Raw genomic sequence first — 20,703 nt, 5'->3', positions numbered from 1 at the left:
ATTGGGGCCAACCGATTGCAAGTCAGCCCCTCAAGCGATCAATTCATTTCGATGATCACCTGCTCGTTCCACTTCTGCGGCAGGGCCTTGGAGGTTTTCTCCCAAGCCGCCGGATCCTTGATCGGCTTGACGCTCTTGTACTGCTCGTTAGGCAGCAACTTGGCCTGCACATCCGCCGGCAGCGTCAGGTGCTCGGCACGAATCGGCCGGGCATTGCCACGGGCCAGGTTGGTCTGCCCGGCATCACTGAAGATGTACTCGCGGGTCAGCTTGGCCGCGTTCGGGTGCTTGGCGTACTTGTTGATGATGGTGGTGTAGCCGGAGATCACCGAACCGTCCGAGGGGATCAGCACTTCAAAGCGCTTGGGGTCGATCTGCTCGCGGTAGCTCAGGCCGTTGAAGTCCCAGACCACGCCGACTTCCACTTCGCCTTTTTCCAGGGTCTGGATGGTCGGGTTGGCCAGCGACAGGCGCTTCTGCTGGGCCAGCTTGGTGAACAGTTGCAGGCCCGGTTCGATGTTCTTCTCGTCACCGCCACGAGCGATGGCCGCCGCCAGCACGCCGTTGGCCGCCTGGGCCGCAGTGCTCACGTCACCAATGGCGACCTTGTACTTGCCCGTCTCCAGGTCCTTCCAGCTTTTGGGGATGTCGCCTTCCTTGACCAACTGCTTGTTGATGATGAAAGCGATGGTGCCGGTATAGGCCAGCGCCCAGTGGCCGTCCTTGTCCTTGGCCCACTCCGGGACCTGGTCCCAGGTGCTTGGCTTGTACGGCTGGGTCACGCCCTTGGCGGTAGCAATCGGCCCGAACGCGGCGCCAACGTCACCGATATCGGCACTGGCGTTGTCTTTCTCGGCGTCGAACTTGGCCACTTCCTGGGCCGAACTCATGTCGGTGTCCATGTGCTTGAGGCCGTACTGTTTGGCCAGGTCTTCCCAGGTGCCTTTCCAGTTGGCCCAGGCGTCGGGCATGCCGACGCTGTTCACTGCGCCTTCTTTGCGCGCGGCGTCTTCAAGGGCCTTGAGGTCAGGGCCGGCGGCCATGGCTGAGGTACACAGGGCGATGCTGGTGCCTAACAGTGAGGCCAGGAAAAGCTGTTTCATCCGAAGCTCCTTAATGGGGTGCCTTGCAAAACGCTGAAGGGGTAGAACGTCGTTGCGATTCGGTTGGTCTAGGTCAGCAATACCTGAGCCAAGGTAGGCGTGTTGCATGACAATTTGATGTCTGAGGGGGTTCGCCGGGCTCGTGCGCTGGCCTTGGAAATACAGCGTAGACCAGTTTCAAGTGCTTGATCCGCAAGCCCTTGGCCGCGTCTTTGCAGGGTTTTTCACTGAGCCGTGGCAGCCGCTGTCATCTATCGTTCATCTGCATTGCCTAGGCTTGCAGCCATCACCAGCGGCTCGTCGATGCGCCATTTTGGCCCACGTTTGAGGCTGGACTAGTCCAGATAGGTAACCTTTGATGCGTCCACTGCCACCGCGTGCAGTAACAGCTATCTGCCATGCCCTGCAGGAACAGATCGAACATGGCCTGCTGGCCCCCGGCTGCAAGCTGCCGGCCGAGCGCAAGCTCAGCGAAGTGTTCGACACCACGCGCATCACCTTGCGTGAGGCGCTGGTGCAACTGGAGGCGCGTGGGCTGATTTACCGCGAGGAGCGCCGTGGCTGGTTTGTCGCCCCCGAACGCCTGACCTATGACCTGATCGAGCGTAGCCACTTCCACGCCATGGTTCGCGATCAAGGGCGGGTGCCGAGCACCGAGTTGCTCTCGGCGCGCTTGCAGCCAGCAGCCGCGACGATCTGCGCGCGCCTGCAACTGCCAGCGTTGTCCAGCGTGATCCAGGTATGCCGGTTGCGGCGCATTGACGGGCGGGCGGTGCTGTATGCCGAGCATTACCTGAACCCGGAGTATTTCCCCGGCATTCTGCAGCACGACCTGGGCCAGTCGCTGACCGAGATCTACGCGCAGCACTACGCAATTGATTACGGCCGGGTGTGCTTCGAGATCCTGCCCACCGCGCTACCGCTGGCGGCCGCCACGGCGCTGAAGGTGTCGACCGGGAGCCCGGGTTTGCACATCACCCGGGTCAACAGCGACCAGCACGGGCGGCTGATCGACTGTGATTTGGAATACTGGCGGCACGATGCCATTCGCATCCGCGCCGATGCCGGTTAAGCCTTGCCTTTGGCCTGCGCGTCTTCGCTAGCACCGCCACCGGCGGTGACCACCTGCACCGACAGGCGCGGGGTGGCCAGGTCCAGGCCGGCTTCGTCGAGCTGGCGCTTGAGCGCCAGGTTGAACGCCCGCGACACTTCCCACTGCTTGATCGGCGCGGTCTTGAAGCGCGCACGCAGCACCGCCGAGCCCGACTCGAAACTCTCCACGCCCTGAAACTCCAGCGGCGACCAGATGTTGCGGCGTTGCAGCGGGTCGTTGCGCATCTTCTGCCCGACATCGCGCACCAGCGCAATCGCCTGGTCGATGTTCATGTTGTACGGGATGGCGATACGGAAGATCGCGTAGCCGAACTCACGCGAGTAGTTCTTGATGCTCTTGATCTCGCTGAACGGGATGGTGTGGACGATCCCGTCGATATCGCGCAGGCGCACGGTGCGGATGGTCAGGCCTTCGACCGTGCCCAGGTGGCCGCCGACGTCGACGTAGTCGTCGATGGCCAGCGAGTCCTCGATGATGATGAACAGGCCGGTGATCAGGTCGGCAACCAGCGATTGGGCACCAAAGCCGATGGCCAGGCCGATCACGCCGGCACCGGCCAGCAGCGGGGTGACGTTCATGCCCATGTTGGCCAGGGCGACGATCACCGCAATGATGAAGATGGTCACGAACAGCACGTTGCGGATCAGCGGCATCATGGTTTGCTCGCGGGCGTTGGCCAGGCCTTTGCGTGAGCGGGTGAGGGCGTGGTGCACGGCGGTGTCGGCGAGGATCCACACCAGCCAGGCGCCGATCAGCGTGCCGACCAGGCCGAACAGGCGCACTGCAACATCGTGGCCGTCGCCCTCGGCAAAGCCGATGATCGACAGGCCCCACACGCGCAGCCCGAGCTCGATGAACACCAGCCAGATGATCAGGTGCACCAGGGTGTAGCCGAAACTGCGCAGGCGCTCGGCATACACTGCCTGGCGCCGGTTGGCCCGGCGCGGCTTGGTCGCGTTGCGGCGGACCAGGCCGTTGACCACCATGCAGATCACTACCAGCACCGTGCACATCAGGGACTGGCGCAAGGCCGTGCTGGTGTCGCCGGCGGAAATGAACGTGGCCACCAGCGAAATACCCACCAGCACCAGCGCCGGCAGGTACCAGAAGGTACCGAGGATCTCGATGGTGTCGCTCAGAGCGCGGCGGGTCAGGCGTCGCGACAGTGGCTGGTTGCGGATCAGGTGGGCGATGGGCCGGCGGAAACGCACGATGAACAGCCCGCTGGAGATGGCCGCGAGGATGTTCGCCAGGGTCGCCAGGGTATGGGCCAGGTGATCGCCCAGCGCGCTGGACATGCGCGGATCGTTCATCGCCTCGCCGAAGGCGGCGAAACTGCCGATCAGCCACAGCGGGTGGAAGGCCTGGTGGCGCAGGATGTACAGGGCGCGATGGCGGTGCGGGCCGTCGAGCAGGGAAAAGGCGATCACGCAGATGGCCGAGAAGCAGGTGCCCACTACCAGCGCGTAGGCCAGCACCATGGCCATCGACTTGCCCAGCGACGAGGGCAGGGCGAGGCTCAGGTACACGGTGATCACCAGGGCCACCAGCCACGGCCCGAGCTTGCGCAGGGCGAAGCGCACCAGGTCCCAGGTGTTGGGGTGTTGCGGCAGTTCTTCCGTCAGGCCGAAGCGCAGGCGCACCTGGTGGCTGACCCAGTTCAACGCGTAGGCCAGCAGGCTCCACAGCGCGATGATCGCGGCGAAGCCGAAGAGGATGGTTGGCCACTCCTGCACCGGCAGCAGGCGGGCGCTGAACTCGATCTGCGCCAGTTCCAGCTCTCGCGACCAGCGCACGAACGGGCTGGCTTCACCGCTGAACTGTTTTTCCAGCTCGCCGAGGGTCGAGCCGATCAGGCCGAGTACGCCTTGTTCGGTGGTGGGCTGGGCTTGCTTGGTACTGTCGCGGAGTTTTTTCAGGTCGGCGAGAAGCTTGGCGCGTTGCTGGTCGTTTTCCAGGTTCTTGATGACTTCGTCCAGCGACTGGCTGAGCGGCTCGGTGGCTTCGGGCTGGGGTTTGCTGCCGCCCAGCAGGCTCGGCAGGCCAGCCGCATGGGCCTGGCCGAGGGAGGTGAACAGGAGCAGCAACAGCAGGGGTAGGCAGCGAAGGAGAGCAGGCACCGGACAATCAACCTCGAACAATCAGTCGCCCGAGTGTAGAGCATTTGTCAGGCCAGTTTCTCGAGGATCTTCCAGACCATGATGCCGAGGATGCCGAGCATGCCGATCCACATCATCAGCACGCCGGAGTTGCGGTCGCGCATGGAGAAGCCGACGGTGAGCATGATCAGGCCGGCGAGCACCGGGAGGAACATCAGTTGAAACTCAGACATGCGCAAGGTCCTTGGTCTGCTTGGAGTCGTTGAGCCAAGCATAGGACGGATTGGCGGGGAGGGGGTTGATTGAGGTCAGCGGGGGGCTGTGGCTTATGACTCACCCTTCAGCCCAGCGGCCTGTTCCTGTGGGAGCCAGCCTTGCTGGCGATTGCTCGCACCACCGTTGCAAGTCTCTACTACCTGCAAGGGCCTCATCGCCGGCAAGGCCGGCTCCCACAGAGATTTTTGCCTGGGTTGCTTCCTGCTTACGGCAGGTCGCGGCTGCGATAGAACGCCGTCAACACCTTCACCAGGTGTGCCAGGTCCTGGCTGCCGCACAGCTCGCGGATCGAGTGCATGGCAAAGGTCGGCAGGCCGATATCCACGGTACGCACACCCAGGTGGCTGGCAGTGATCGGGCCGATGGTCGAGCCACAGCCCATGTCACTGCGCACCACGAAGCTTTGCACCGGCACTTCTTCAGCCATGCACAGATGGCGGAAGAACCCGGCAGTTTCGCTGTTGGTGGCGTAGCGCTGGTTGTTGTTGACCTTGATCACCGGCCCGGCATTGAGCTTGGGCCCGTGGTTGCCGTCATGCTTGTCGGCATAGTTGGGGTGCACGCCATGGGCGTTGTCGGCCGAAACCAGCAACGAACGCTGGATCGTACGGACGAAATCATCGCCCTCCGGCAGCAGGCGGCGCAGGGTTTGCTCGAGCATCGGGCCGTCGGCACCACAGGCCGAGCAGGAACCCACTTCCTCGTGGTCGTTCGCCACCAGCACGCAGGTCTCATCACTGTCGGCGGCGAACAAGGCTTGCAGGCCGGCATAGCAGGACAGCAGATTGTCCAGGCGCGCACCGGCGATGAAGTCGCCATTGAGGCCGACCACTGCAGCGTCCTGGGTGTCGTAGAAGCTCAGCTCGTAGTCGAGCACTACATCGGCGTTCAGGCCGTGCTCGCGGGCCAGTTGCTCGGTGAGCACGGCGCGGAAGTCCACGCGCTCGTCACCGGCGAACTGCGCCAGGATCGGCGGCAGTTCGTTCTGCGGGTTGATCGCCCAGCCTTCGTTGGCGGTACGGTTCAGGTGGATCGCCAGGTTGGGGATCACCGCAATCGGCAGCTTGAAGTCGATCAGCTGGCTTTCGACCTTGCCGTCGCGGCGGAAGGTGACCCGCCCGGCCAGCGACAGGTCGCGGTCGAACCACGGCGCGAGCAGGGCGCCGCCGTAGACTTCGACGCCCAGTTGCCAGAAGCCCAGGCGTTGCAGCTCGGGCTGCGGCTTGACCCGCAGGCATGGGCTGTCGGTGTGGGCGCCGACCAGGCGGATGCCGTCGAGCAGCGGCGAGTGCTTGCCGAGCTTGATGGCGATGATCGAGGAGTCGTTGCGGGTCAGGTAGTAGCGACCGCCGGCCACGGTGGCCCAGCTGTCGCGTTCGTCCAGGCGCTGGTAACCGGCGGCTTCAAGGCGTTGGGCCATGGCAGCGGTGGCGTGGAACGGCGTAGGGGAGGCCTTGAGGAAGTCAATCAGGCCTTGATTCAGAGCATCGCGCATAAGTCACTCCAGACAGCAGTGGCGCGAGTTTAACGTATTGCTTGGGGATTTGCGTTGGCACTCTCGCCGGCAAGGCCGGCTCCCACAAAGGCTGAAGAAAACCCTGTGGGAGCCGGCCTTGCCGGCGAAAAATCCTACGCGGTCTATCAGAACGGCGCCGGGCACTCGAAGCGCATCCGCTCTTTGCTCACCGGGTGGGTAAAGCTCAGCATGCTGGCATGCAGGCACAGCCGCTCGTAGGCCGCCAGCGCCTCGGGGTGGGCGTACAAGCCATCCCCCAGCAGCGGGTGGCCGATCGACAGCATGTGCACGCGTAACTGGTGCGAACGCCCGGTAATCGGCGTCAGCTCGACCCGGCAGTAATCGCCACAACGCTCGACGATGCGCCAGAACGTCATGGCATGCTTGCCCAGCTCATGGTCCACCACATGCCGTGGCTTGGTCGGCGGGTCGTAGCGCAGCGGCAGGTTGATGCTGCCACTGTCCAGCTCCGGCTGGCCCCAGCACAAGGCGGTGTAGGCCTTTTCGGTTTCGCGGTCATGGAACTGGCGCGACAGCTCGCGATGACTGTCGGCATCGCGCGCCAGCAGGATGATCCCCGAGGTTTCCCAGTCCAGGCGATGGACGATCAGGGCATCGGGGTAACCGTTTTCCTGCAGGCGGGTGATCAGGCAGTCCTTGTTGTCCTCGGCACGGCCAGGAACGGACAGCAACAGGGTGGGCTTGTTGACCACCAGGACAGCAGCATCCTCATGCAGGATGCGAACATTGGACAGCGGCATTGCGTGCTCTCTGCAAACGCCAACGGCGACGGTCGGACCCAGGCTCATGGAGCCCAGGCCCGGCCGCCGCCGTGGCTGGTTACCCGAAGGCGCCGATCAACGATCGGGCAGGGTGATGTTCAGTTCCAGGATCGAGCAGCTGCCCTGATTCTCCAAAGCCACATGCACATCATCAGAGCCGATGTTCACGTACTTGCGGATCACTTCCACCAGTTCCTTCTGCAAGGCTGGCAGGTAGTCAGGGGTACTGCGCTGACCGCGCTCGTGCGCCACGATGATCTGTAGACGCTCTTTCGCGACCGAGGCGGTGCTTACTTTTTTGCTGGCACGAAAGAAGTCAAAAAGGTTCATTTTTTACTTGCCTCCAAACAGGCGCTCGAAGAATCCCTTCTTCTGTACATCAAGGAACCGGTGTTCCACATTTTTACCCAGCAGGCGGTCGACGGTGTCGCTGTACGCCTGGCCGGCATCGCTCTGGTCGTCAAGAATCACCGGCACGCCCTGGTTGGAGGCCTTGAGCACCGCCTGGGATTCCGGGATCACGCCGAGCAGGGCGACCGAGAGGATTTCCTTGACGTCTTCAACGCCGAGCATTTCGCCCTGGCTGACACGCTCCGGGTTGTAGCGGGTGATCAGCAGGTGCTCCTTGATCGGGTCCTGCTGGTTCTCGGCGCGACGCGATTTGCTGGCCAGCAGGCCGAGCATGCGGTCCGAGTCACGTACCGAAGACACTTCCGGGTTGGTCACGACGATGGCTTCGTCGGCGAAGTACATCGCCAGGTGGGCACCTTTCTCGATACCGGCCGGGGAGTCGCAGACGACGAACTCGAACTGCTCCTTGAGCTCCATCAGGACTTTCTCGACGCCTTCCTGGGTCAGCGCATCCTTGTCACGGGTCTGGCTGGCGGCCAGCACGTACAGGTTCTCGAGGCGCTTGTCCTTGATCAGGGCTTGCTGCAGGTTGGCTTCGCCGTTGACCACGTTGACGAAGTCGTACACCACGCGACGCTCGCAACCCATGATCAGGTCGAGGTTACGCAGGCCGACGTCGAAGTCGACGATCACCGTCTTGTGGCCACGCAGTGCGAGGCCGGTACCGATAGCGGCGCTGGTGGTGGTCTTACCCACACCACCCTTGCCGGATGTAACCACGAGAATCTTGGCCAAGGTGTATCACCCCTAAAGAAAAAGGACGTAACGTCCCAAAAAATACAAAAACGGCAACATATGGAAAAGTTGCGCGGAAAATGGCGGCAGTATCCGTTAAAGGCGTGTGATGTTCAACACGTCACCGGACAGGCTGACCTGTACCCCGGCCCCCCACAACGGATCGCGACGCAGATCTTCAGACACCTTGTATTGCCCGGCAATCGACACCAGCTCAGCGGTCATCTGCTGGCAGAAGATCCGCGCGCGGGTATTGCCCTTGATGCCGGCCAGCGCTCGGCCGCGCATGGCGCCGTACACATGGATATTGCCATCGGCAAGAAGTTCCGCACCCGGGCTGACCGAGGCGATCACTACCAGGTCGCCGCCCTGAGCATAGATCTGCTGGCCGCCGCGTACAGGGGTGGTGATGATTTTGGTCGGCTTGATCGCAGGTTCTGCCGGGGCTGGCGGCGGGGCGGGCGCAGGCTCGGGCTTCTTCACTTCCGGCTCGGGCTCGAGCGGCCGCTCGCGGGCGCCGGACGGTGGCAGCACCGGCAGGTCGATGGCGATGGCGGCCGCGATGTCCTCGATACGGCTGGCGCGAATCGCCAGGGTACGCAGGCCGTGATGGCGGCAGACGCGCATCAGGCCGGGCAGATCGACCGCGCCAGAACCTGCCGGGAGCTTGTCCAGGGCCAACACCAGCGGGGTGTTGCTGAAGAAGTTCGGCGCCTGGGCCACCTTGGCCGCCAGCTGGCGGTCGAGGCCCTCGAGGTTGTTCTGCGCAAGTTCGAGCACGGTAATGGCGAGCATGCTGCCCTTGAGCTGGAACACGGGTTCTTGGTCTGGCGTCTGGGTTTGGCTCATGGTCTGCATAGGGCGGCTTGTTACGAAAAAGTGCCCAGACTTATAACGAGAACGCCGGTTAGCCGCAACCCGCACCGAACCGTTGTAGAATGCGCGGCCATCGTCTTTTCGGAATCTTGAATGGATCGCCCGCGTTTTCGTCCTTATTTTCTGCACCCACGTTTCTGGCCGCTGTGGCTGGGGCTGGGCCTGTTGTGGCTGATCGTGCAGCTGCCGTACCGGGTTTTGCTGGTTGTCGGCCGGGCTTTGGGTGCGCTCATGTACTGCGTGGCGGGCGAACGCCGCTATATCGCGGCGCGCAACCTGGAGCTGTGCTTCCCTGAATTACCGTCCGTCGAACGCAAGCGCCTGCTCAAGGAAAATTTCGCTTCCACCGGCATCGCCTTCTTCGAAATGGCCATGAGCTGGTGGTGGCCAAAGGCTCGATTGGCGCGCCTTGCGCACATCGAAGGGCTGGAGCACCTGCAGGCGGCGCAGCGTGATGGCCAGGGAGCCATCCTCATGGCCCTGCATTTCACCACGCTGGAGATCGGTGCCGCGCTGCTGGGGCAGAAGCACACCATCGACGGCATGTACCGCGAGCACAAGAACCCGGTATTCGACTTCATTCAGCGCCAGGGCCGTGAGCGGCACAACCTGGACTCGCTGGCGGTCGAGCGCGAGGATGTGCGCGGGATGCTCAAGTTGCTGCGTGCCGGCCGGGCGATCTGGTATGCACCGGACCAGGACTACGGCGCCAAGCAGAGCCTGTTCGTGCCGTTGTTCGGCATCGAGGCGGCGACGGTGACTGCGACCACCAAGTTTGCCCGCCTGGGCAAGGCGCGGGTGATTCCGTTCACCCAGGAGCGCCTGGCCGATGGCAGCGGCTATCGGCTGGTGATCCATGCGCCGCTGGCGGACTTCCCCGGGGAGAGCGAAGAGGCCGATTGCCTGCGGATCAACCGCTGGATCGAGAGCGCCTTGCGCGAGTGCCCGGCGCAGTACCTGTGGGCGCATCGACGCTTCAAGTCGCGCCCGCCGGGGGCGCCGCGGCTGTACGAAAAGAGGTAGGGAAGCCATCGTCGGCAAGGCCGGCTCCCACAGGGTAGGGCATCCACCACACCACTGTGGGAACGGGCTCGTCCCGCGATGAATTCACCACAACATCCAGGGAGGACCGCAATGCCAGCAGCAGCCCCGATCACCGGCCTGATCCTCTCCGGCGGTGGCGCCCGTGCCGCCTATCAGGTCGGGGTGCTGGCGGGGATCGCCGACCTGCTGCCGCCCGGCGCCGCCAACCCGTTCCCGGTCATCGTCGGCACCTCTGCCGGGGCCATCAATGCGGTCACCCTGGCCAGCGGCGCGATGCAGTTCCCCGACGCCATTCGCCGCCTCACTGCCTTCTGGCAAGGCTTTCGCAGCGATCTGGTGCTGCGCAGCGACTGGCCCGGGGTCATCCGCCAGGCCAGCCGCTTCGTCGGCCACAGCCTGCTCGGCCTCGGCTCCCAGGTGCCGGTGGCCCTGCTTGACAGCTCCCCCCTGCGCAAACTGCTCAACCAGCACCTGGACCTGCGCGGGATCGGCCATGCCATCGAGCAGCAGCAACTGCGCGCCGTGGCAGTGACGGCCTTCGGTTACGAGTCCGGCCAGGCGGTGACGTTCTATCAGGGCAAGGGCGCCATCGCCCCCTGGCTGCGCCATCGGCGCATCGGCCTGCCGACTCAGCTGAGCGTCGAGCACTTGCTGGCAAGCTCGGCCATTCCACTGCTGTTCGCACCGATCAAGCTGGGCCATGAATATTACGGCGACGGCGCGGTGCGCCAGTCGGCGCCGATCAGCCCGGCGCTGCACCTGGGCGCGAGCCGGGTGCTGGTGGTCGGGGTGAGCGGCAACCCGCACAGCCCTTCACCGGGAGATCCGCGCGAGCGCATTTTCAGTGGCCAGCAACCGAGCCTGGCGCAAATCGGCGGGCACCTGCTCAACAGCACGTTCATTGACAGCCTGGAAGACGACCTGGAGTTGTTGCAGCGGCTCAATCACCTGAGCCGTTTGCTGCCCTCGGATGTGCAGCCACGCCACCTTGGGCTGGCGCCGGTAGAGGTGCTGGTGGTCGCGCCGAGCCAGCCACTCGATGAGATCGCCGCACGCCACCGGCGTGAGCTGCCGGCGGCGTTGCGCTTGTTTCTGCGTGGTCCGGGGGCGACCAAGACCAGTGGCGCCGGGGTGCTCAGCTACCTGCTGTTCGAAGCCGGCTATTGCAGCGAGCTGATCGAGCTGGGCCGGCGCGATGCCTTGGCCAAGCGCGATCAGCTGTGCCGATTCCTCGGCCTGCCGCTGGTGGCCTGACGCGGCTACTCGGCGACCTGCAGCTTGCGCGCCTCGGTGTACACGTAGCGGACCTTTTCATACTCGAACGGCGAGTTCATCTGCCCGTAGCGGAATTTCGTCGTGTAGCGCTTGTCGACCGCCCGCAGCACCCAGACCTCCGGGTGATTGCTGCTGACTTCAGCCACGTTGAGGAAGTTGATCCAGTTCTCGGCGCTGTAATCCACCACCAGGCCGCTGGTGTCACGCAGGTTCGACGGGCCAAGGATCGGCAGCATCAGGTACGGCCCTTCCGGCACCCCGTAGAAGCCCAGGGTCTGGCCGAAGTCTTCGCTCTGGTGCGGCAGGCCCATCATGGTCGCCGGGTCCCACAGGCCGGCCACACCGATGGTGGTGTTGAGCAGCAGGCGCGCGGTGATCTCCATCGAACGCTGGCCCTTGAGCTGCAACAGGCTGTTGAGCAGGTTCGGCACATCGCCCAGGTTGCTGAAGAAGTTGCTCACGCCACTGCGCACGAATTGCGGGGTGATGTAGCGGTAGCCATTGACCACCGGCAGGAACACCCACTGATCGAAGCGGTAGTTGAAGTGGTAGATGCGCCGGTTCATCGGCTCCAGCGGGTCGTAGATATTCAGCGCGGTCAGGGTCGCGCGTTCGAATTCGCGCTGGTCCAGGCCCGGGTTGAATTTCAGGGTCTTGAGCGGCTCGGTGAAACCATCGGGGTCGACCACAGGTTGCGTCGGCGGGGTTTCTTCAGCCAATACCTGGCTGCTGGCGATCAGCGTCGCGATCAACAGAAGTTTTTTAACCACGGAAAAACTCCAGCATGGCGTCGCTGTTGACGCGGTAATTGATGTTGCCGCAATGGCCACCGTGCGGGTACAGGGTCAGCCGTTCGCCGAAGGTGTTGCGCAGGAAACCGATATCGCCAGGGCCGAGAATGACGTCGTCGGCGTTGTGCATCACGGCGATTTTCGGGCTGTTCTTCAGGTAGTCCTTGAGTGCATAGAGGCTGACCTGGTCGACCAGTTGCAGCAGACTGCCACCGTCGGTGCGGGCACGCCACATGGGGATCACCTGCTCGGTCAGGTAGCAGTCGAAGTCGCATTGCAGGGCACGTCTGAAGAACGGCTCCAGGCTGGTGCTTTCGGTGATCGGGTACTTCGGCGGGATGATCAGCCCGCGACGGTTGATCAGGTCCGAGGTAAAGGCGATATCGGCCGAGGAGAAGCGGAACGAGGTGCCGATGAGCATGGCCATCTGCTCGTTGCTCAGGTGCTGGCGCGACTGCTGGAAGTCGTAGAGCAGGGCATCGTTGAGGTCGATGTAGCCCTTCTGCTGGAAGTAGCGGGTCAGCTTGTTGAGCACCAGTTCATAGAACGTGGTGGTGCTGGTGATGCCCTTGACCTGGGTCTGCACCAGCTTGTCGAGGTTGTTGATCGAGGTGTAGAGGTTGACCGGCGGGTTGAGCAGCAGCACGCGCTTGAAATTGAAGCTGCGCCGGGTTTCGTCCAGGTGGCTGACGAAGGCGGCATCGAGCGCGCCTAGGCTATAGCCGGTGAGGTAGTAATCGGTGACCGGCAGGCGCGGGTGCTGGGCACGCACGCCTTGCATCACTCGGTACAGGTCTTCGGCATCTTCCGTGCTGATGCCGGGGGTGGCGAAGCGCGAGGCGGCGCTGATGAAGTCGAAGCTGGTGGGCGAGGACAGCTGCACCACGTGGTAGCCGGCCTTGTAATAGAGCTTTTTCAGGTAGTCGTTGAGGCTGGCGTCGTAGCGCGCGCCGGTGCCGGCGATCAGGAAGATCAGCGGGGCCGGGTGGTCCTGGCGGGCCAGGCGATAGCCGAGCTTTTTCACCGCCCAGAAGTTGTCCGGCAGGGTGAAGGCGCGTTCCGGGCGCACGTTCAGGCTGTAGTCGGCCTGGTTGATGTCGTCGTCGTGGGGCAACTCGGGCCGCAGTTCGGGCGGCGTGGTGGCGATGGTGGCCTCGAACGGGTTGGTCAACGGGTAACCGTAGGTGGCCGCGTCGACATCTCGCGCTGACGCGGCCGCACTCAGTAGAAGGCCGCCCAACAGGGCAGCGAGGCGCAGTGTTCGAAGCATGACGAGTCCCCGGAAAAGGCAAAGGCAAAAGGCGTTACGCAGGCTAGGACACTGGTGCCCTTGGCAAAGTTGCCTGGCGCTCCGGCATTTATCGTCCCAGATGTTGCCGTCACCAGAACGCTGACGGCAACAATTGGTTCCATTTATCTGTTGCTTAAAGTAGCTGAAGCTAGCGCTTTTGCCTTGCGCAGAGCGATTTGGCGATTATGCTGGGCGCCGATTTTTCTGATTCTGGAGTAATGCATGTCCCGCCGATTACCGCTGATAGCGCTGCTGGTGTTTGTGCCGTTGTGGCTGGCTGCCAGTTATGCCGTGCGCTATGGGTTCATGGAGGACCCGCAGTGGGTAGGTTTGTGCAGTGGGCAGGTGCAGGCCTGGGAGTGCGGGGTGCGCTCGACCTTGGGCTACATGATCCATTTTCGGGTGATGGCCTGGGTTGCCCTGGGGCTGGCGGTGCTGGGCTTTGTGCTGCCGCGTTGCGCCGGGCGCGGGGTGGCTGTGCTGGCGCTGGTGGTGGGGATCCCGGCGTTGGTGCTGTACACCGCGAGCATTGCGGTATTTGCGGTGGTGATTGCCGGGTTGCGCCTGGTACGTCGCTAACGCCCCCGCAGACGCTAGGCTGATCTTCCTTCCCTGTGGGAGCCGGCCTTGCTGGCTCTCACAGGGTTTGTGTCAAGTTGGAGTTTGTGGGAGCTGGCCTCAGTTTTGGCGGTGTTCCTGACGGATCCGCAGGCAGCGCCACAACGCTGCCACCATCATCACGCTGACCCCCGCCCACACCAGCGCCTGCTGGCTGCTCAAACCTTCGCGGTACAGCTGTGGCGCCACCCCGGCCCCGACGATGAACGCCAGCAGTGCCACTTCGGCCCGTGGCACGCGCACCGGGCGCAGCAGGTAAACCACCGCCGGCAACACCAGCGCTGCACTTGGGAAGCTGCGATAACGCGGGTCGAAGACCATCGCCAGCATGCTCACTGCCGCCGCAAAGCCAGCCGCCGCCACCCACCAACCGGCACGGGCTTCGAGCCAGGCAAACAGCCGCTCGCGCCAACCACTGCGCTGCGCCATCGCCAGCACGCCATGGGCCAGCACCAGCAGGTTCAGCCCCGCCAGCAGCACCGCCCAGAGCCACTCGCCAACAAAGCGGCTGTTGACCCGCACCAGCTCGCCCCACAAGCCCAGGCTCGCTGCACCCAGCGCCGCCAGCAACGGCAGCAGCAGGCCCGCGCGGGTCCCGCGCACACGGCCTGCGAGCAACAGCGCGGCAGCGAATACCGCCAGGCTCACCGCCAGCCATTGCGGCCAGAACGGCAGGTTGGTCACCGGCCCTTCGAGCACGCCCTTGTCCTGGCGGTCGGCATCGTACAGACCCCAGTAACCACCCACGGCCCCTTCGCTGGCGCGCTTCCACGGCTGGTCGAAGGCTTCGATCAGGTTGTATTTCCAGCCCTGTTGTTCCGCCATAGCGACAAAACCACGAATGAACAGCGCTTCGTTGACCCGGCTCGGCACGGCGGTTTCGCGCTGGCGACCCTCGCTCGGCCAGCCGGTTTCACCGATCAGGATCTCCTTGCCGGCGAACTTCTTGCCGAACTCATGACGAATCTCGCCGACATGCGCCAGCGCATCGGCGATGCCCTTGGGCTCATCTTCCCAGTACGGCAGCAAATGGATGGTCAGGAAGTCCACCGCCGGGGCGATCTCCGGGTGTTGCAGCCAGAACTCCCAGACATCGGCATAGGTCACCGGCACTGAAGTCTGGCTTTTGACCTGGCCGATCAGCTCGGCCAGGCGGGCCCCGGTGACTTCCTTGCGCAGCAACGTCTCGTTGCCGACGATCACTGCCGTGACCACGTCCGGGTTGGCATTGGCCGAGGCGATCAGCGCCTTGATCTCTTTCTCGGTATCAACCGGGTTGCCATTCACCCAGGCCCCCAGCATCACCTTCAGGCCGTACTTGCGGGCGACTTCGGGGATGCTCTCCAGGCCAGTCATCGAATAGGTACGGATGCACTCGAAACGCTTGGACAGCAACGCCAGGTCCGCGTCGATCCGCGCCGGGCGCAGGGTGAACGGCTGGTCGAACGGCGATTGGTCCTTGTCGAACGGGGTGTAGGAGGCGCACTGCAACTTGTGCGTGGCGCTGGCGGCATCTGGCAGCACCACCGGCTTGCCAAGGCCATACCAGAGCCCTCCGAGGGCAAACAGGCCAAGCAGGCAGGCAAACAGATAGGGCAATAACGGAAAGCGGGCAGTCGTGGGCATGGATCAAACCGGTGGAATGACAAAGCCGCCAATACTACCTGCAAATCCCCCGGGCTTTGCCCTTGGCATGCAAAGTTCGGGCGGGTTTGCCGACAACGCCCGGCACATCAGGCATTGCTGGCTTTGTGATGTCGTTTCTCGATGTTTCGAGGTCGCGGTCAGAGCAGGCACGCAAACCCCGGCGGTCGATGATGCAGGGCATCAGTACTCCGCTGATGCGCGGTCGGTCCAGGTTGTGCGGCGTGACGGGGGCGCCTTGCACCAAAACAAGACGTGGCGATTCGACCAGCGTCGGGCGCTGCACTTTCCGTGAAGTAACGAGGGGAAGCTTTGATGAAAATGCGACGACTCCTGGGGGCGGGCACCGCCCTTGTTCTGGCAATGGGCGCCGTGCCGGCGATGGCCAAGGAAGTGAGCATCGGCTATGTCGATGGCTGGTCCGACAGTGTAGCGACGACCCACGTGGCGGCTGAAGTCATCAAACAGAAGCTCGGCTACGACGTCAAGCTGATGCCGGTCGCCACCGGGATCATGTGGCAGGGCGTGGCCACCGGCAAACTCGACGCCATGCTCTCGGCCTGGCTGCCGGTGACCCATGGTGAATACTGGGCCAAGAACAAGGACAACGTGGTCGACTACGGCCCCAACTTCAAGGACGCCAAGATCGGCCTGATCGTGCCGGAATACGTCAAGGCGCAATCCGTCGCCGACCTCAAGACCGATACCAGCTTCAAGAACAAGATCGTCGGCATCGATGCCGGCTCCGGGGTAATGCTCAAGACCGACCAGGCGATCAAGGACTATGACCTGACCGGCTACAAGCTGCAGGCCAGTTCCGGTGCGGCGATGACCGCCGAGTTGGGCCGCGCCTACGCCAAGAACCAGTCCATCGCCGTCACCGGCTGGGTGCCGCACTGGATGTTCGCCAAGTGGAAACTGCGCTTCCTCGACGACCCCAAGGGCGTGTATGGCGCCGCTGAAACCGTCAACAGCATCGGCAGCAAGGAACTCGACAGCAAGGCGCCGGAAGTGGCGGCGTTCCTGAAGAAGTTCTCCTGGCAGTCGAAAGACGAAATCGGCGAGGTCATGTTGGCCATTCAAGAGGGCGCCAAGCCGGACGCCGCCGCCAAGGACTGGGTCGCCAAACACCCCGAGCGCGTGGCCGAGTGGACCGGCAAATAATGGCTTAGGGCCTCTACCTCGCACCCTCCAGGGCCGCACACTGTTCTACAGGCGTGCGGCCCTTGTCGTTGCGGGCTGTTAGCGGATCTGAAAAAGAGTTTTACATCTAAGACTAAGGTCGTCTGGAGTGCGTCCGAAGGCAGCATAAAGTGGCGTGGGTACTACCTAATCTGTGCTGCGAGGACAAAAACAATGAACGACAGCATTTATCTATCGATACAAAACAGCCCGAGGTTCAAGGAGCTGGTTACAAAAAGGGAACGGTTCGCCTGGATTCTCTCGGCGATCATGCTCGGTCTTTACTCCGCTTTCATCCTGCTGATTGCCTATGGACCGCAAATCCTCGGCGCCAAGATCTCGGCTGACTCCTCGATCACCTGGGGCATCCCCATCGGTGTCGGGTTGATCATCTCGGCCTTCATTCTCACCGGTATCTACGTGCGTCGCGCGAACGGTGAATTCGATGAGCTGAACAACGCGATCCTGAAGGAGGCTCAGCAATGATCCGGCGTCTAATGGCAACACTCGCCTTTGGCGCCTTCGCACCTGCCGTCTGGGCCGCCGACGCCCTGACCGGTGCCGTGCACAAGCAACCCCTGAACATTGCGGCGATCCTCATGTTCGTGGCCTTCGTTGGCGCGACCTTGTGCATCACCTACTGGGCATCCAAGCGCAACAACTCCGCCTCTGACTACTACGCCGCAGGCGGGCGCATCACCGGCTTCCAGAACGGCCTGGCGATTGCCGGCGACTACATGTCGGCAGCGTCCTTCCTGGGTATTTCCGCCCTGGTGTTCACCTCTGGCTACGACGGCCTGATCTACTCGATCGGCTTCCTGGTCGGCTGGCCGATCATTCTGTTCCTGATCGCCGAACGCCTGCGCAACCTGGGTAAATACACCTTTGCCGACGTGGCCTCGTACCGCCTCGGGCAGAAAGAAATCCGCACCCTGTCGGCCTCCGGCTCGCTGGTGGTGGTGGCCTTCTACCTGATCGCGCAAATGGTCGGTGCCGGCAAGCTGATCCAGCTGCTGTTCGGCCTGGACTACCACGTCGCGGTGATCCTGGTGGGCATCCTGATGTGCATGTACGTGCTGTTCGGCGGCATGCTCGCGACCACCTGGGTACAGATCATCAAGGCCGTGTTGCTGCTTTCCGGTGCCAGCTTCATGGCGCTGATGGTGATGAAACACGTCAACTTCGATTTCAGCGCGCTGTTTGCCGAGGCGATCAAGGTTCACCCTAAAGGTGAAGCGATCATGAGCCCGGGCGGCCTGGTGAAAGATCCGATCTCGGCGTTCTCCCTGGGCCTGGCACTGATGTTCGGTACCGCTGGCCTGCCGCACATCCTGATGCGCTTCTTCACCGTGAGCGACGCCAAGGAAGCGCGCAAGAGCGTGCTGTATGCCACTGGCTTCATCGGTTACTTCTACATCCTGACCTTCATCATCGGCTTTGGCGCGATCCTGCTGGTCAGCACCAACCCGGCCTTCAAGGACGCTGCTGGCGCCCTGCTGGGTGGCAACAACATGGCGGCCGTGCACCTGGCTGACGCCGTGGGTGGCAGTATCTTCCTGGGCTTCATCTCGGCAGTGGCGTTTGCCACCATCCTTGCGGTGGTTGCCGGCCTGACCCTGGCGGGTGCCTCGGCGGTGTCCCACGACCTGTATGCCAGCGTATGGCGCAAAGGCAAGGCCAACGACAAGGACGAGATCCGCGTTTCGAAAATCACCACGGTGGCGCTGGGCGTCCTGGCCATCGGCCTGGGCATCCTCTTCGAAAGCCAGAACATCGCCTTCATGGTAGGCCTGGCGTTCTCGATCGCGGCCAGTTGCAACTTCCCGGTACTGCTGCTCTCGATGTACTGGAAGAAGCTGACCACGCGCGGTGCGATGATCGGTGGCTGGTTGGGCCTGATCAGTGCCGTGGGCCTGATGGTGCTTGGCCCGACCATTTGGGTACAGATCCTCGGTCACGAGAAGGCGATCTTCCCGTACGAGTACCCGGCGCTGTTCTCGATGCTGATTGCATTCGTGGGCATCTGGTTCTTCTCGATCACCGACAAGTCGAAAGCGGCTGATGAAGAACGCGCGTTGTTCTTCCCACAGTTCGTGCGTTCGCAAACCGGCCTGGGTGCCAGCGGTGCGGTCTCGCACTAAGGGTTCCGGCAGGTAATGAAAAGGCAGCCTTCGGGCTGCCTTTTTTTGTGCTGCCTTTTTTTGTGCTTGTTGTAGCCGCTGCCGTCAGGCTGCGCTCGCCTGCAGCGCAGGCGCAGTTCTTGGGAGCCCTAGCGGACTCCAGCGCAGCCTGACGGCAGCGGCTACAAATTGTGCAGGTGCGGTGAGCCTATATCTTGCCGAGCAACAGCAGGATCAACAGGATGATCAACACCGTACCAATGATCCCGGACGGCCCGTAGCCCCAGCTTCTGGAGTGGGGGAACACAGGTAAGCCACCGATCAACAACAGAATCAGGATGATGATAAGTATGGTGCCCATGGCAGAGTCCTTTGTGATGAGTGGGGGACAGGCGTTTGGCGGTTGTTCGAGCTGTTCGGTCATGGGATTCATGCCCGCCTGTTAATTCCGACCTCAGCGTTACGCAGAAAGTTTTATCGGTCTGCCATGCCCTTGTTTGCCCGCGCCATTCAGCATCCTGATACAGCGTGGGCGCACGCCGGGCCTTCGCTACACTGGCGTTCACCTTCAAGGCAGAACAAGGCTTGCCGCTATGCAAAACCGCATGATGATCACAGGCGCAGGATCGGGCCTTGGCCGGGAAATCGCCCTGCGCTGGGCCCGCGCAGGCTGGCAACTGGCACTGAGCGACGTCAACGAAACCGGCCTCAAGGAAACCCTCGCGCTGGTGCGCGCAGCCGGCGGTGATGGTTTCACCCAGCGTTGTGATGTGCGCGACTACAGCCAGCTCACCGCCCTGGCCCAGGCCTGCGAAGAGAGGCTCGGTGGCGTCGATGTGATCGTCAACAACGCCGGGGTGGCGTCCGGCGGGTTTTTTGCCGAACTGTCGCTGGAAGACTGGGACTGGCAGATCGCGATCAACCTCATGGGCGTGGTCAAGGGCTGCAAGGCCTTCTTGCCGCAGTTGCAACGCAGCAAGGGCCGGATCATCAACATCGCCTCGATGGCGGCGTTGATGCAGGGGCCGGCAATGAGCAACTACAACGTCGCCAAGGCGGGGGTGGTGGCGTTGTCCGAGAGTTTGCTGGTGGAGTTGCGCCAGCAGGAAGTGGCGGTGCATGTGGTGTGCCCGTCGTTCTTCCAGACCAACCTGCTCGACTCGTTCCGTGGCCCGACCCCGACGATGAAGGCCCAGGTGGGCAAGTTGCTGGAAAGCTCGCCGATCAGTGCTGGCGACATTGCCGAATACATCTACCAGAAGGTTGCGCAGGGCGAGTTCATGATCTTGCCGCATGAGCAGGGGCGCATGGCCTGGCAGCTCAAGCAGCACAACCCGCAGGCGCTGTATGACGAAATGACCAGCATGGCCGAGAAGATGCGCGCCAAGGGCAAGCCTACGCAGGACTGACTGGCCGCTTCGGGTATCCTTGGCGTTTTTGCGCGACGCCAGGGGTGCGGCATGATCAATTATTTCTGGTTCTTCCTTGCGGCGGTGTTCGAGATTGGCGGGTGTTATGCCTTCTATCTGTGGCTGCGCCTGGGCAAGAGCGGCTGGTGGGTGGTGCCGGCGCTGGTCAGTTTGACGTTGTTCGGGCTGATTCTCACGCGGGTCGAGGCGGCGTATGCCGGGCGGGCGTATGCGGCGTATGGCGGGATCTACATCGTCACTTCGCTGGTTTGGCTGGCACTGGTGGAAAAGGCCCGGCCGTTGGGCAGTGACTGGATTGGGGCGTTGCTGTGCGTGGTTGGTGCAACCGTGATTGTGCTGGGGCCGAGGTTGCAGCAGGGCTGAACCTCAACAGCATCTTTGTAGCCGCTGCCGTAA

At 62.9% G+C, this 20,703-nt stretch carries 21 protein-coding genes; 9 read left to right on the top strand and 12 right to left on the bottom strand.

What is annotated here, in order from left to right; translation table 11 throughout:
* Positions 1-38: 38 nt before the first annotated feature.
* Positions 39-1,103: an ABC transporter substrate-binding protein gene (locus tag M5G11_RS19860; RefSeq protein WP_273912045.1), complete on the bottom strand. Its 1,065-nt coding sequence runs from the start codon at positions 1,101-1,103 to the stop codon at positions 39-41.
* Positions 1,104-1,461: 358 nt separating this feature from the next.
* Between M5G11_RS19860 and phnR the strand changes: the two genes are divergently transcribed.
* Positions 1,462-2,175 carry a phosphonate utilization transcriptional regulator PhnR gene (gene phnR / locus M5G11_RS19855; RefSeq protein ID WP_273912044.1) on the top strand — a complete coding sequence of 238 codons (714 nt, stop codon included), beginning with the start codon at positions 1,462-1,464 and terminating at the stop codon, positions 2,173-2,175.
* Here the strand turns inward: phnR and M5G11_RS19850 are convergent.
* The 7 genes from M5G11_RS19850 to minC form a co-directional block, all read right to left on the bottom strand.
* On the bottom strand, positions 2,172-4,337 hold the full coding sequence (locus tag M5G11_RS19850; protein ID WP_273912043.1) for a mechanosensitive ion channel family protein: 2,166 nt from the start codon (positions 4,335-4,337) through the stop codon (positions 2,172-2,174). The two genes, phnR and M5G11_RS19850, sit on opposite strands and share 4 nt — an antisense overlap.
* Before the next feature lie 47 nt (positions 4,338-4,384).
* Complete coding sequence (locus tag M5G11_RS19845) at positions 4,385-4,549, bottom strand: hypothetical protein (RefSeq protein WP_273912042.1); 165 nt, start codon at positions 4,547-4,549, stop codon at positions 4,385-4,387.
* 248 nt (positions 4,550-4,797) lie between these two features.
* On the bottom strand, positions 4,798-6,087 hold the full coding sequence (locus tag M5G11_RS19840; protein ID WP_273912041.1) for a M18 family aminopeptidase: 1,290 nt from the start codon (positions 6,085-6,087) through the stop codon (positions 4,798-4,800).
* A 146-nt stretch (positions 6,088-6,233) separates the two neighbouring features.
* The gene (locus M5G11_RS19835; protein WP_273912040.1) at positions 6,234-6,869 is read right to left on the bottom strand and encodes an RluA family pseudouridine synthase; all 636 of its coding nucleotides are present in this window, start codon (positions 6,867-6,869) and stop codon (positions 6,234-6,236) included.
* Between the two features lie 96 nt (positions 6,870-6,965).
* The gene (minE, locus tag M5G11_RS19830; RefSeq protein WP_007898843.1) at positions 6,966-7,220 is read right to left on the bottom strand and encodes a cell division topological specificity factor MinE; all 255 of its coding nucleotides are present in this window, start codon (positions 7,218-7,220) and stop codon (positions 6,966-6,968) included.
* Positions 7,221-7,223: 3 nt separating this feature from the next.
* On the bottom strand, positions 7,224-8,036 hold the full coding sequence (gene minD, locus M5G11_RS19825; protein ID WP_273912039.1) for a septum site-determining protein MinD: 813 nt from the start codon (positions 8,034-8,036) through the stop codon (positions 7,224-7,226).
* A 96-nt stretch (positions 8,037-8,132) separates the two neighbouring features.
* Positions 8,133-8,894 carry a septum site-determining protein MinC gene (gene minC / locus M5G11_RS19820; protein ID WP_420793838.1) on the bottom strand — a complete coding sequence of 254 codons (762 nt, stop codon included), beginning with the start codon at positions 8,892-8,894 and terminating at the stop codon, positions 8,133-8,135.
* Between the two features lie 111 nt (positions 8,895-9,005).
* On the opposite strand from minC, the gene M5G11_RS19815 reads away from it, so the two are divergent.
* Both M5G11_RS19815 and M5G11_RS19810 read left to right on the top strand, forming a co-directional pair.
* Entirely contained in the window at positions 9,006-9,935 is a 930-nt protein-coding gene (locus M5G11_RS19815) for a lipid A biosynthesis lauroyl acyltransferase (RefSeq protein ID WP_273912038.1), read from the top strand.
* 111 nt (positions 9,936-10,046) lie between these two features.
* Positions 10,047-11,210 carry a patatin-like phospholipase family protein gene (locus M5G11_RS19810; protein WP_273912037.1) on the top strand — a complete coding sequence of 388 codons (1,164 nt, stop codon included), beginning with the start codon at positions 10,047-10,049 and terminating at the stop codon, positions 11,208-11,210.
* 5 nt (positions 11,211-11,215) lie between these two features.
* Here M5G11_RS19810 and M5G11_RS19805 read toward each other — a convergent pair whose 3' ends face one another.
* Both M5G11_RS19805 and M5G11_RS19800 read right to left on the bottom strand, forming a co-directional pair.
* Positions 11,216-12,001: an MlaA family lipoprotein gene (locus M5G11_RS19805; protein WP_273912036.1), complete on the bottom strand. Its 786-nt coding sequence runs from the start codon at positions 11,999-12,001 to the stop codon at positions 11,216-11,218.
* On the bottom strand, positions 11,994-13,292 hold the full coding sequence (locus M5G11_RS19800; protein WP_273912035.1) for a serine/threonine protein kinase: 1,299 nt from the start codon (positions 13,290-13,292) through the stop codon (positions 11,994-11,996). The genes M5G11_RS19805 and M5G11_RS19800 overlap by 8 nt, the downstream gene beginning before the upstream one ends.
* A gap of 243 nt (positions 13,293-13,535) precedes the next feature.
* Between M5G11_RS19800 and M5G11_RS19795 the strand changes: the two genes are divergently transcribed.
* The gene (locus tag M5G11_RS19795; RefSeq protein ID WP_273912034.1) at positions 13,536-13,892 is read left to right on the top strand and encodes a hypothetical protein; all 357 of its coding nucleotides are present in this window, start codon (positions 13,536-13,538) and stop codon (positions 13,890-13,892) included.
* A gap of 99 nt (positions 13,893-13,991) precedes the next feature.
* On the opposite strand, the gene M5G11_RS19790 is transcribed toward M5G11_RS19795, so the two are convergent.
* Positions 13,992-15,557, bottom strand: coding sequence for a glycoside hydrolase family 17 protein (locus M5G11_RS19790; RefSeq protein ID WP_273912033.1), 1,566 nt, complete (start codon positions 15,555-15,557; stop codon positions 13,992-13,994).
* A 333-nt stretch (positions 15,558-15,890) separates the two neighbouring features.
* Here M5G11_RS19790 and M5G11_RS19785 point away from each other — a divergent pair, with 333 nt between their 5' ends.
* The 3 genes from M5G11_RS19785 to M5G11_RS19775 all read left to right on the top strand — a co-directional run bounded on the left by M5G11_RS19785 (position 15,891) and on the right by M5G11_RS19775 (position 18,898).
* Complete coding sequence (locus tag M5G11_RS19785; RefSeq protein WP_273912032.1) at positions 15,891-16,739, top strand: glycine betaine ABC transporter substrate-binding protein; 849 nt, start codon at positions 15,891-15,893, stop codon at positions 16,737-16,739.
* Positions 16,740-16,931: 192 nt separating this feature from the next.
* The gene (locus M5G11_RS19780) at positions 16,932-17,243 is read left to right on the top strand and encodes a DUF485 domain-containing protein (RefSeq protein ID WP_273912031.1); all 312 of its coding nucleotides are present in this window, start codon (positions 16,932-16,934) and stop codon (positions 17,241-17,243) included.
* Complete coding sequence (locus tag M5G11_RS19775; protein ID WP_273912030.1) at positions 17,240-18,898, top strand: cation acetate symporter; 1,659 nt, start codon at positions 17,240-17,242, stop codon at positions 18,896-18,898. Before M5G11_RS19780 ends, M5G11_RS19775 begins: the two co-directional genes overlap by 4 nt.
* Before the next feature lie 187 nt (positions 18,899-19,085).
* Here the strand turns inward: M5G11_RS19775 and M5G11_RS19770 are convergent, their stop codons facing one another.
* The gene (locus tag M5G11_RS19770) at positions 19,086-19,238 is read right to left on the bottom strand and encodes a DUF3309 family protein (RefSeq protein WP_010224169.1); all 153 of its coding nucleotides are present in this window, start codon (positions 19,236-19,238) and stop codon (positions 19,086-19,088) included.
* Between the two features lie 232 nt (positions 19,239-19,470).
* On the opposite strand from M5G11_RS19770, the gene M5G11_RS19765 reads away from it, so the two are divergent.
* Together M5G11_RS19765 and M5G11_RS19760 are read left to right on the top strand one after the other, a co-directional pair.
* A complete protein-coding gene (locus M5G11_RS19765) occupies positions 19,471-20,286 on the top strand; it encodes an SDR family oxidoreductase (RefSeq protein ID WP_273912029.1) in 816 nt (271 codons plus the stop codon).
* Between the two features lie 51 nt (positions 20,287-20,337).
* Positions 20,338-20,670: a YnfA family protein gene (locus M5G11_RS19760; protein WP_273912028.1), complete on the top strand. Its 333-nt coding sequence runs from the start codon at positions 20,338-20,340 to the stop codon at positions 20,668-20,670.
* Positions 20,671-20,703: the final 33 nt, after the last annotated feature.

This window comes from Pseudomonas fontis, assembly GCF_028656955.1.
Lineage (GTDB): Bacteria > Pseudomonadota > Gammaproteobacteria > Pseudomonadales > Pseudomonadaceae > Aquipseudomonas > Aquipseudomonas fontis.
The sequence above is the reverse complement of the archived record's forward strand: the minus strand, read 5'-3'. Positions and strand labels throughout refer to the sequence as shown.

Coding starts and splice junctions, on each gene's coding strand:
- M5G11_RS19760 (WP_273912028.1), top strand. CDS start 20,338: ATGATCAATTATTTCTGGTTCTTCCTTGCGGCGGTGTTCGAGATTGGC.
- M5G11_RS19765 (WP_273912029.1), top strand. CDS start 19,471: ATGCAAAACCGCATGATGATCACAGGCGCAGGATCGGGCCTTGGCCGG.
- M5G11_RS19770 (WP_010224169.1), bottom strand. CDS start 19,238: ATGGGCACCATACTTATCATCATCCTGATTCTGTTGTTGATCGGTGGC.
- minC (WP_420793838.1), bottom strand. CDS start 8,894: ATGCAGACCATGAGCCAAACCCAGACGCCAGACCAAGAACCCGTGTTC.
- minE (WP_007898843.1), bottom strand. CDS start 7,220: ATGAACCTTTTTGACTTCTTTCGTGCCAGCAAAAAAGTAAGCACCGCC.
- M5G11_RS19785 (WP_273912032.1), top strand. CDS start 15,891: ATGAAAATGCGACGACTCCTGGGGGCGGGCACCGCCCTTGTTCTGGCA.
- M5G11_RS19815 (WP_273912038.1), top strand. CDS start 9,006: ATGGATCGCCCGCGTTTTCGTCCTTATTTTCTGCACCCACGTTTCTGG.
- M5G11_RS19835 (WP_273912040.1), bottom strand. CDS start 6,869: ATGCCGCTGTCCAATGTTCGCATCCTGCATGAGGATGCTGCTGTCCTG.
- M5G11_RS19860 (WP_273912045.1), bottom strand. CDS start 1,103: ATGAAACAGCTTTTCCTGGCCTCACTGTTAGGCACCAGCATCGCCCTG.
- M5G11_RS19800 (WP_273912035.1), bottom strand. CDS start 13,292: ATGCTTCGAACACTGCGCCTCGCTGCCCTGTTGGGCGGCCTTCTACTG.
- M5G11_RS19775 (WP_273912030.1), top strand. CDS start 17,240: ATGATCCGGCGTCTAATGGCAACACTCGCCTTTGGCGCCTTCGCACCT.
- M5G11_RS19810 (WP_273912037.1), top strand. CDS start 10,047: ATGCCAGCAGCAGCCCCGATCACCGGCCTGATCCTCTCCGGCGGTGGC.
- M5G11_RS19790 (WP_273912033.1), bottom strand. CDS start 15,557: ATGCCCACGACTGCCCGCTTTCCGTTATTGCCCTATCTGTTTGCCTGC.
- phnR (WP_273912044.1), top strand. CDS start 1,462: ATGCGTCCACTGCCACCGCGTGCAGTAACAGCTATCTGCCATGCCCTG.
- M5G11_RS19780 (WP_273912031.1), top strand. CDS start 16,932: ATGAACGACAGCATTTATCTATCGATACAAAACAGCCCGAGGTTCAAG.
- M5G11_RS19845 (WP_273912042.1), bottom strand. CDS start 4,549: ATGTCTGAGTTTCAACTGATGTTCCTCCCGGTGCTCGCCGGCCTGATC.
- M5G11_RS19840 (WP_273912041.1), bottom strand. CDS start 6,087: ATGCGCGATGCTCTGAATCAAGGCCTGATTGACTTCCTCAAGGCCTCC.
- M5G11_RS19795 (WP_273912034.1), top strand. CDS start 13,536: ATGTCCCGCCGATTACCGCTGATAGCGCTGCTGGTGTTTGTGCCGTTG.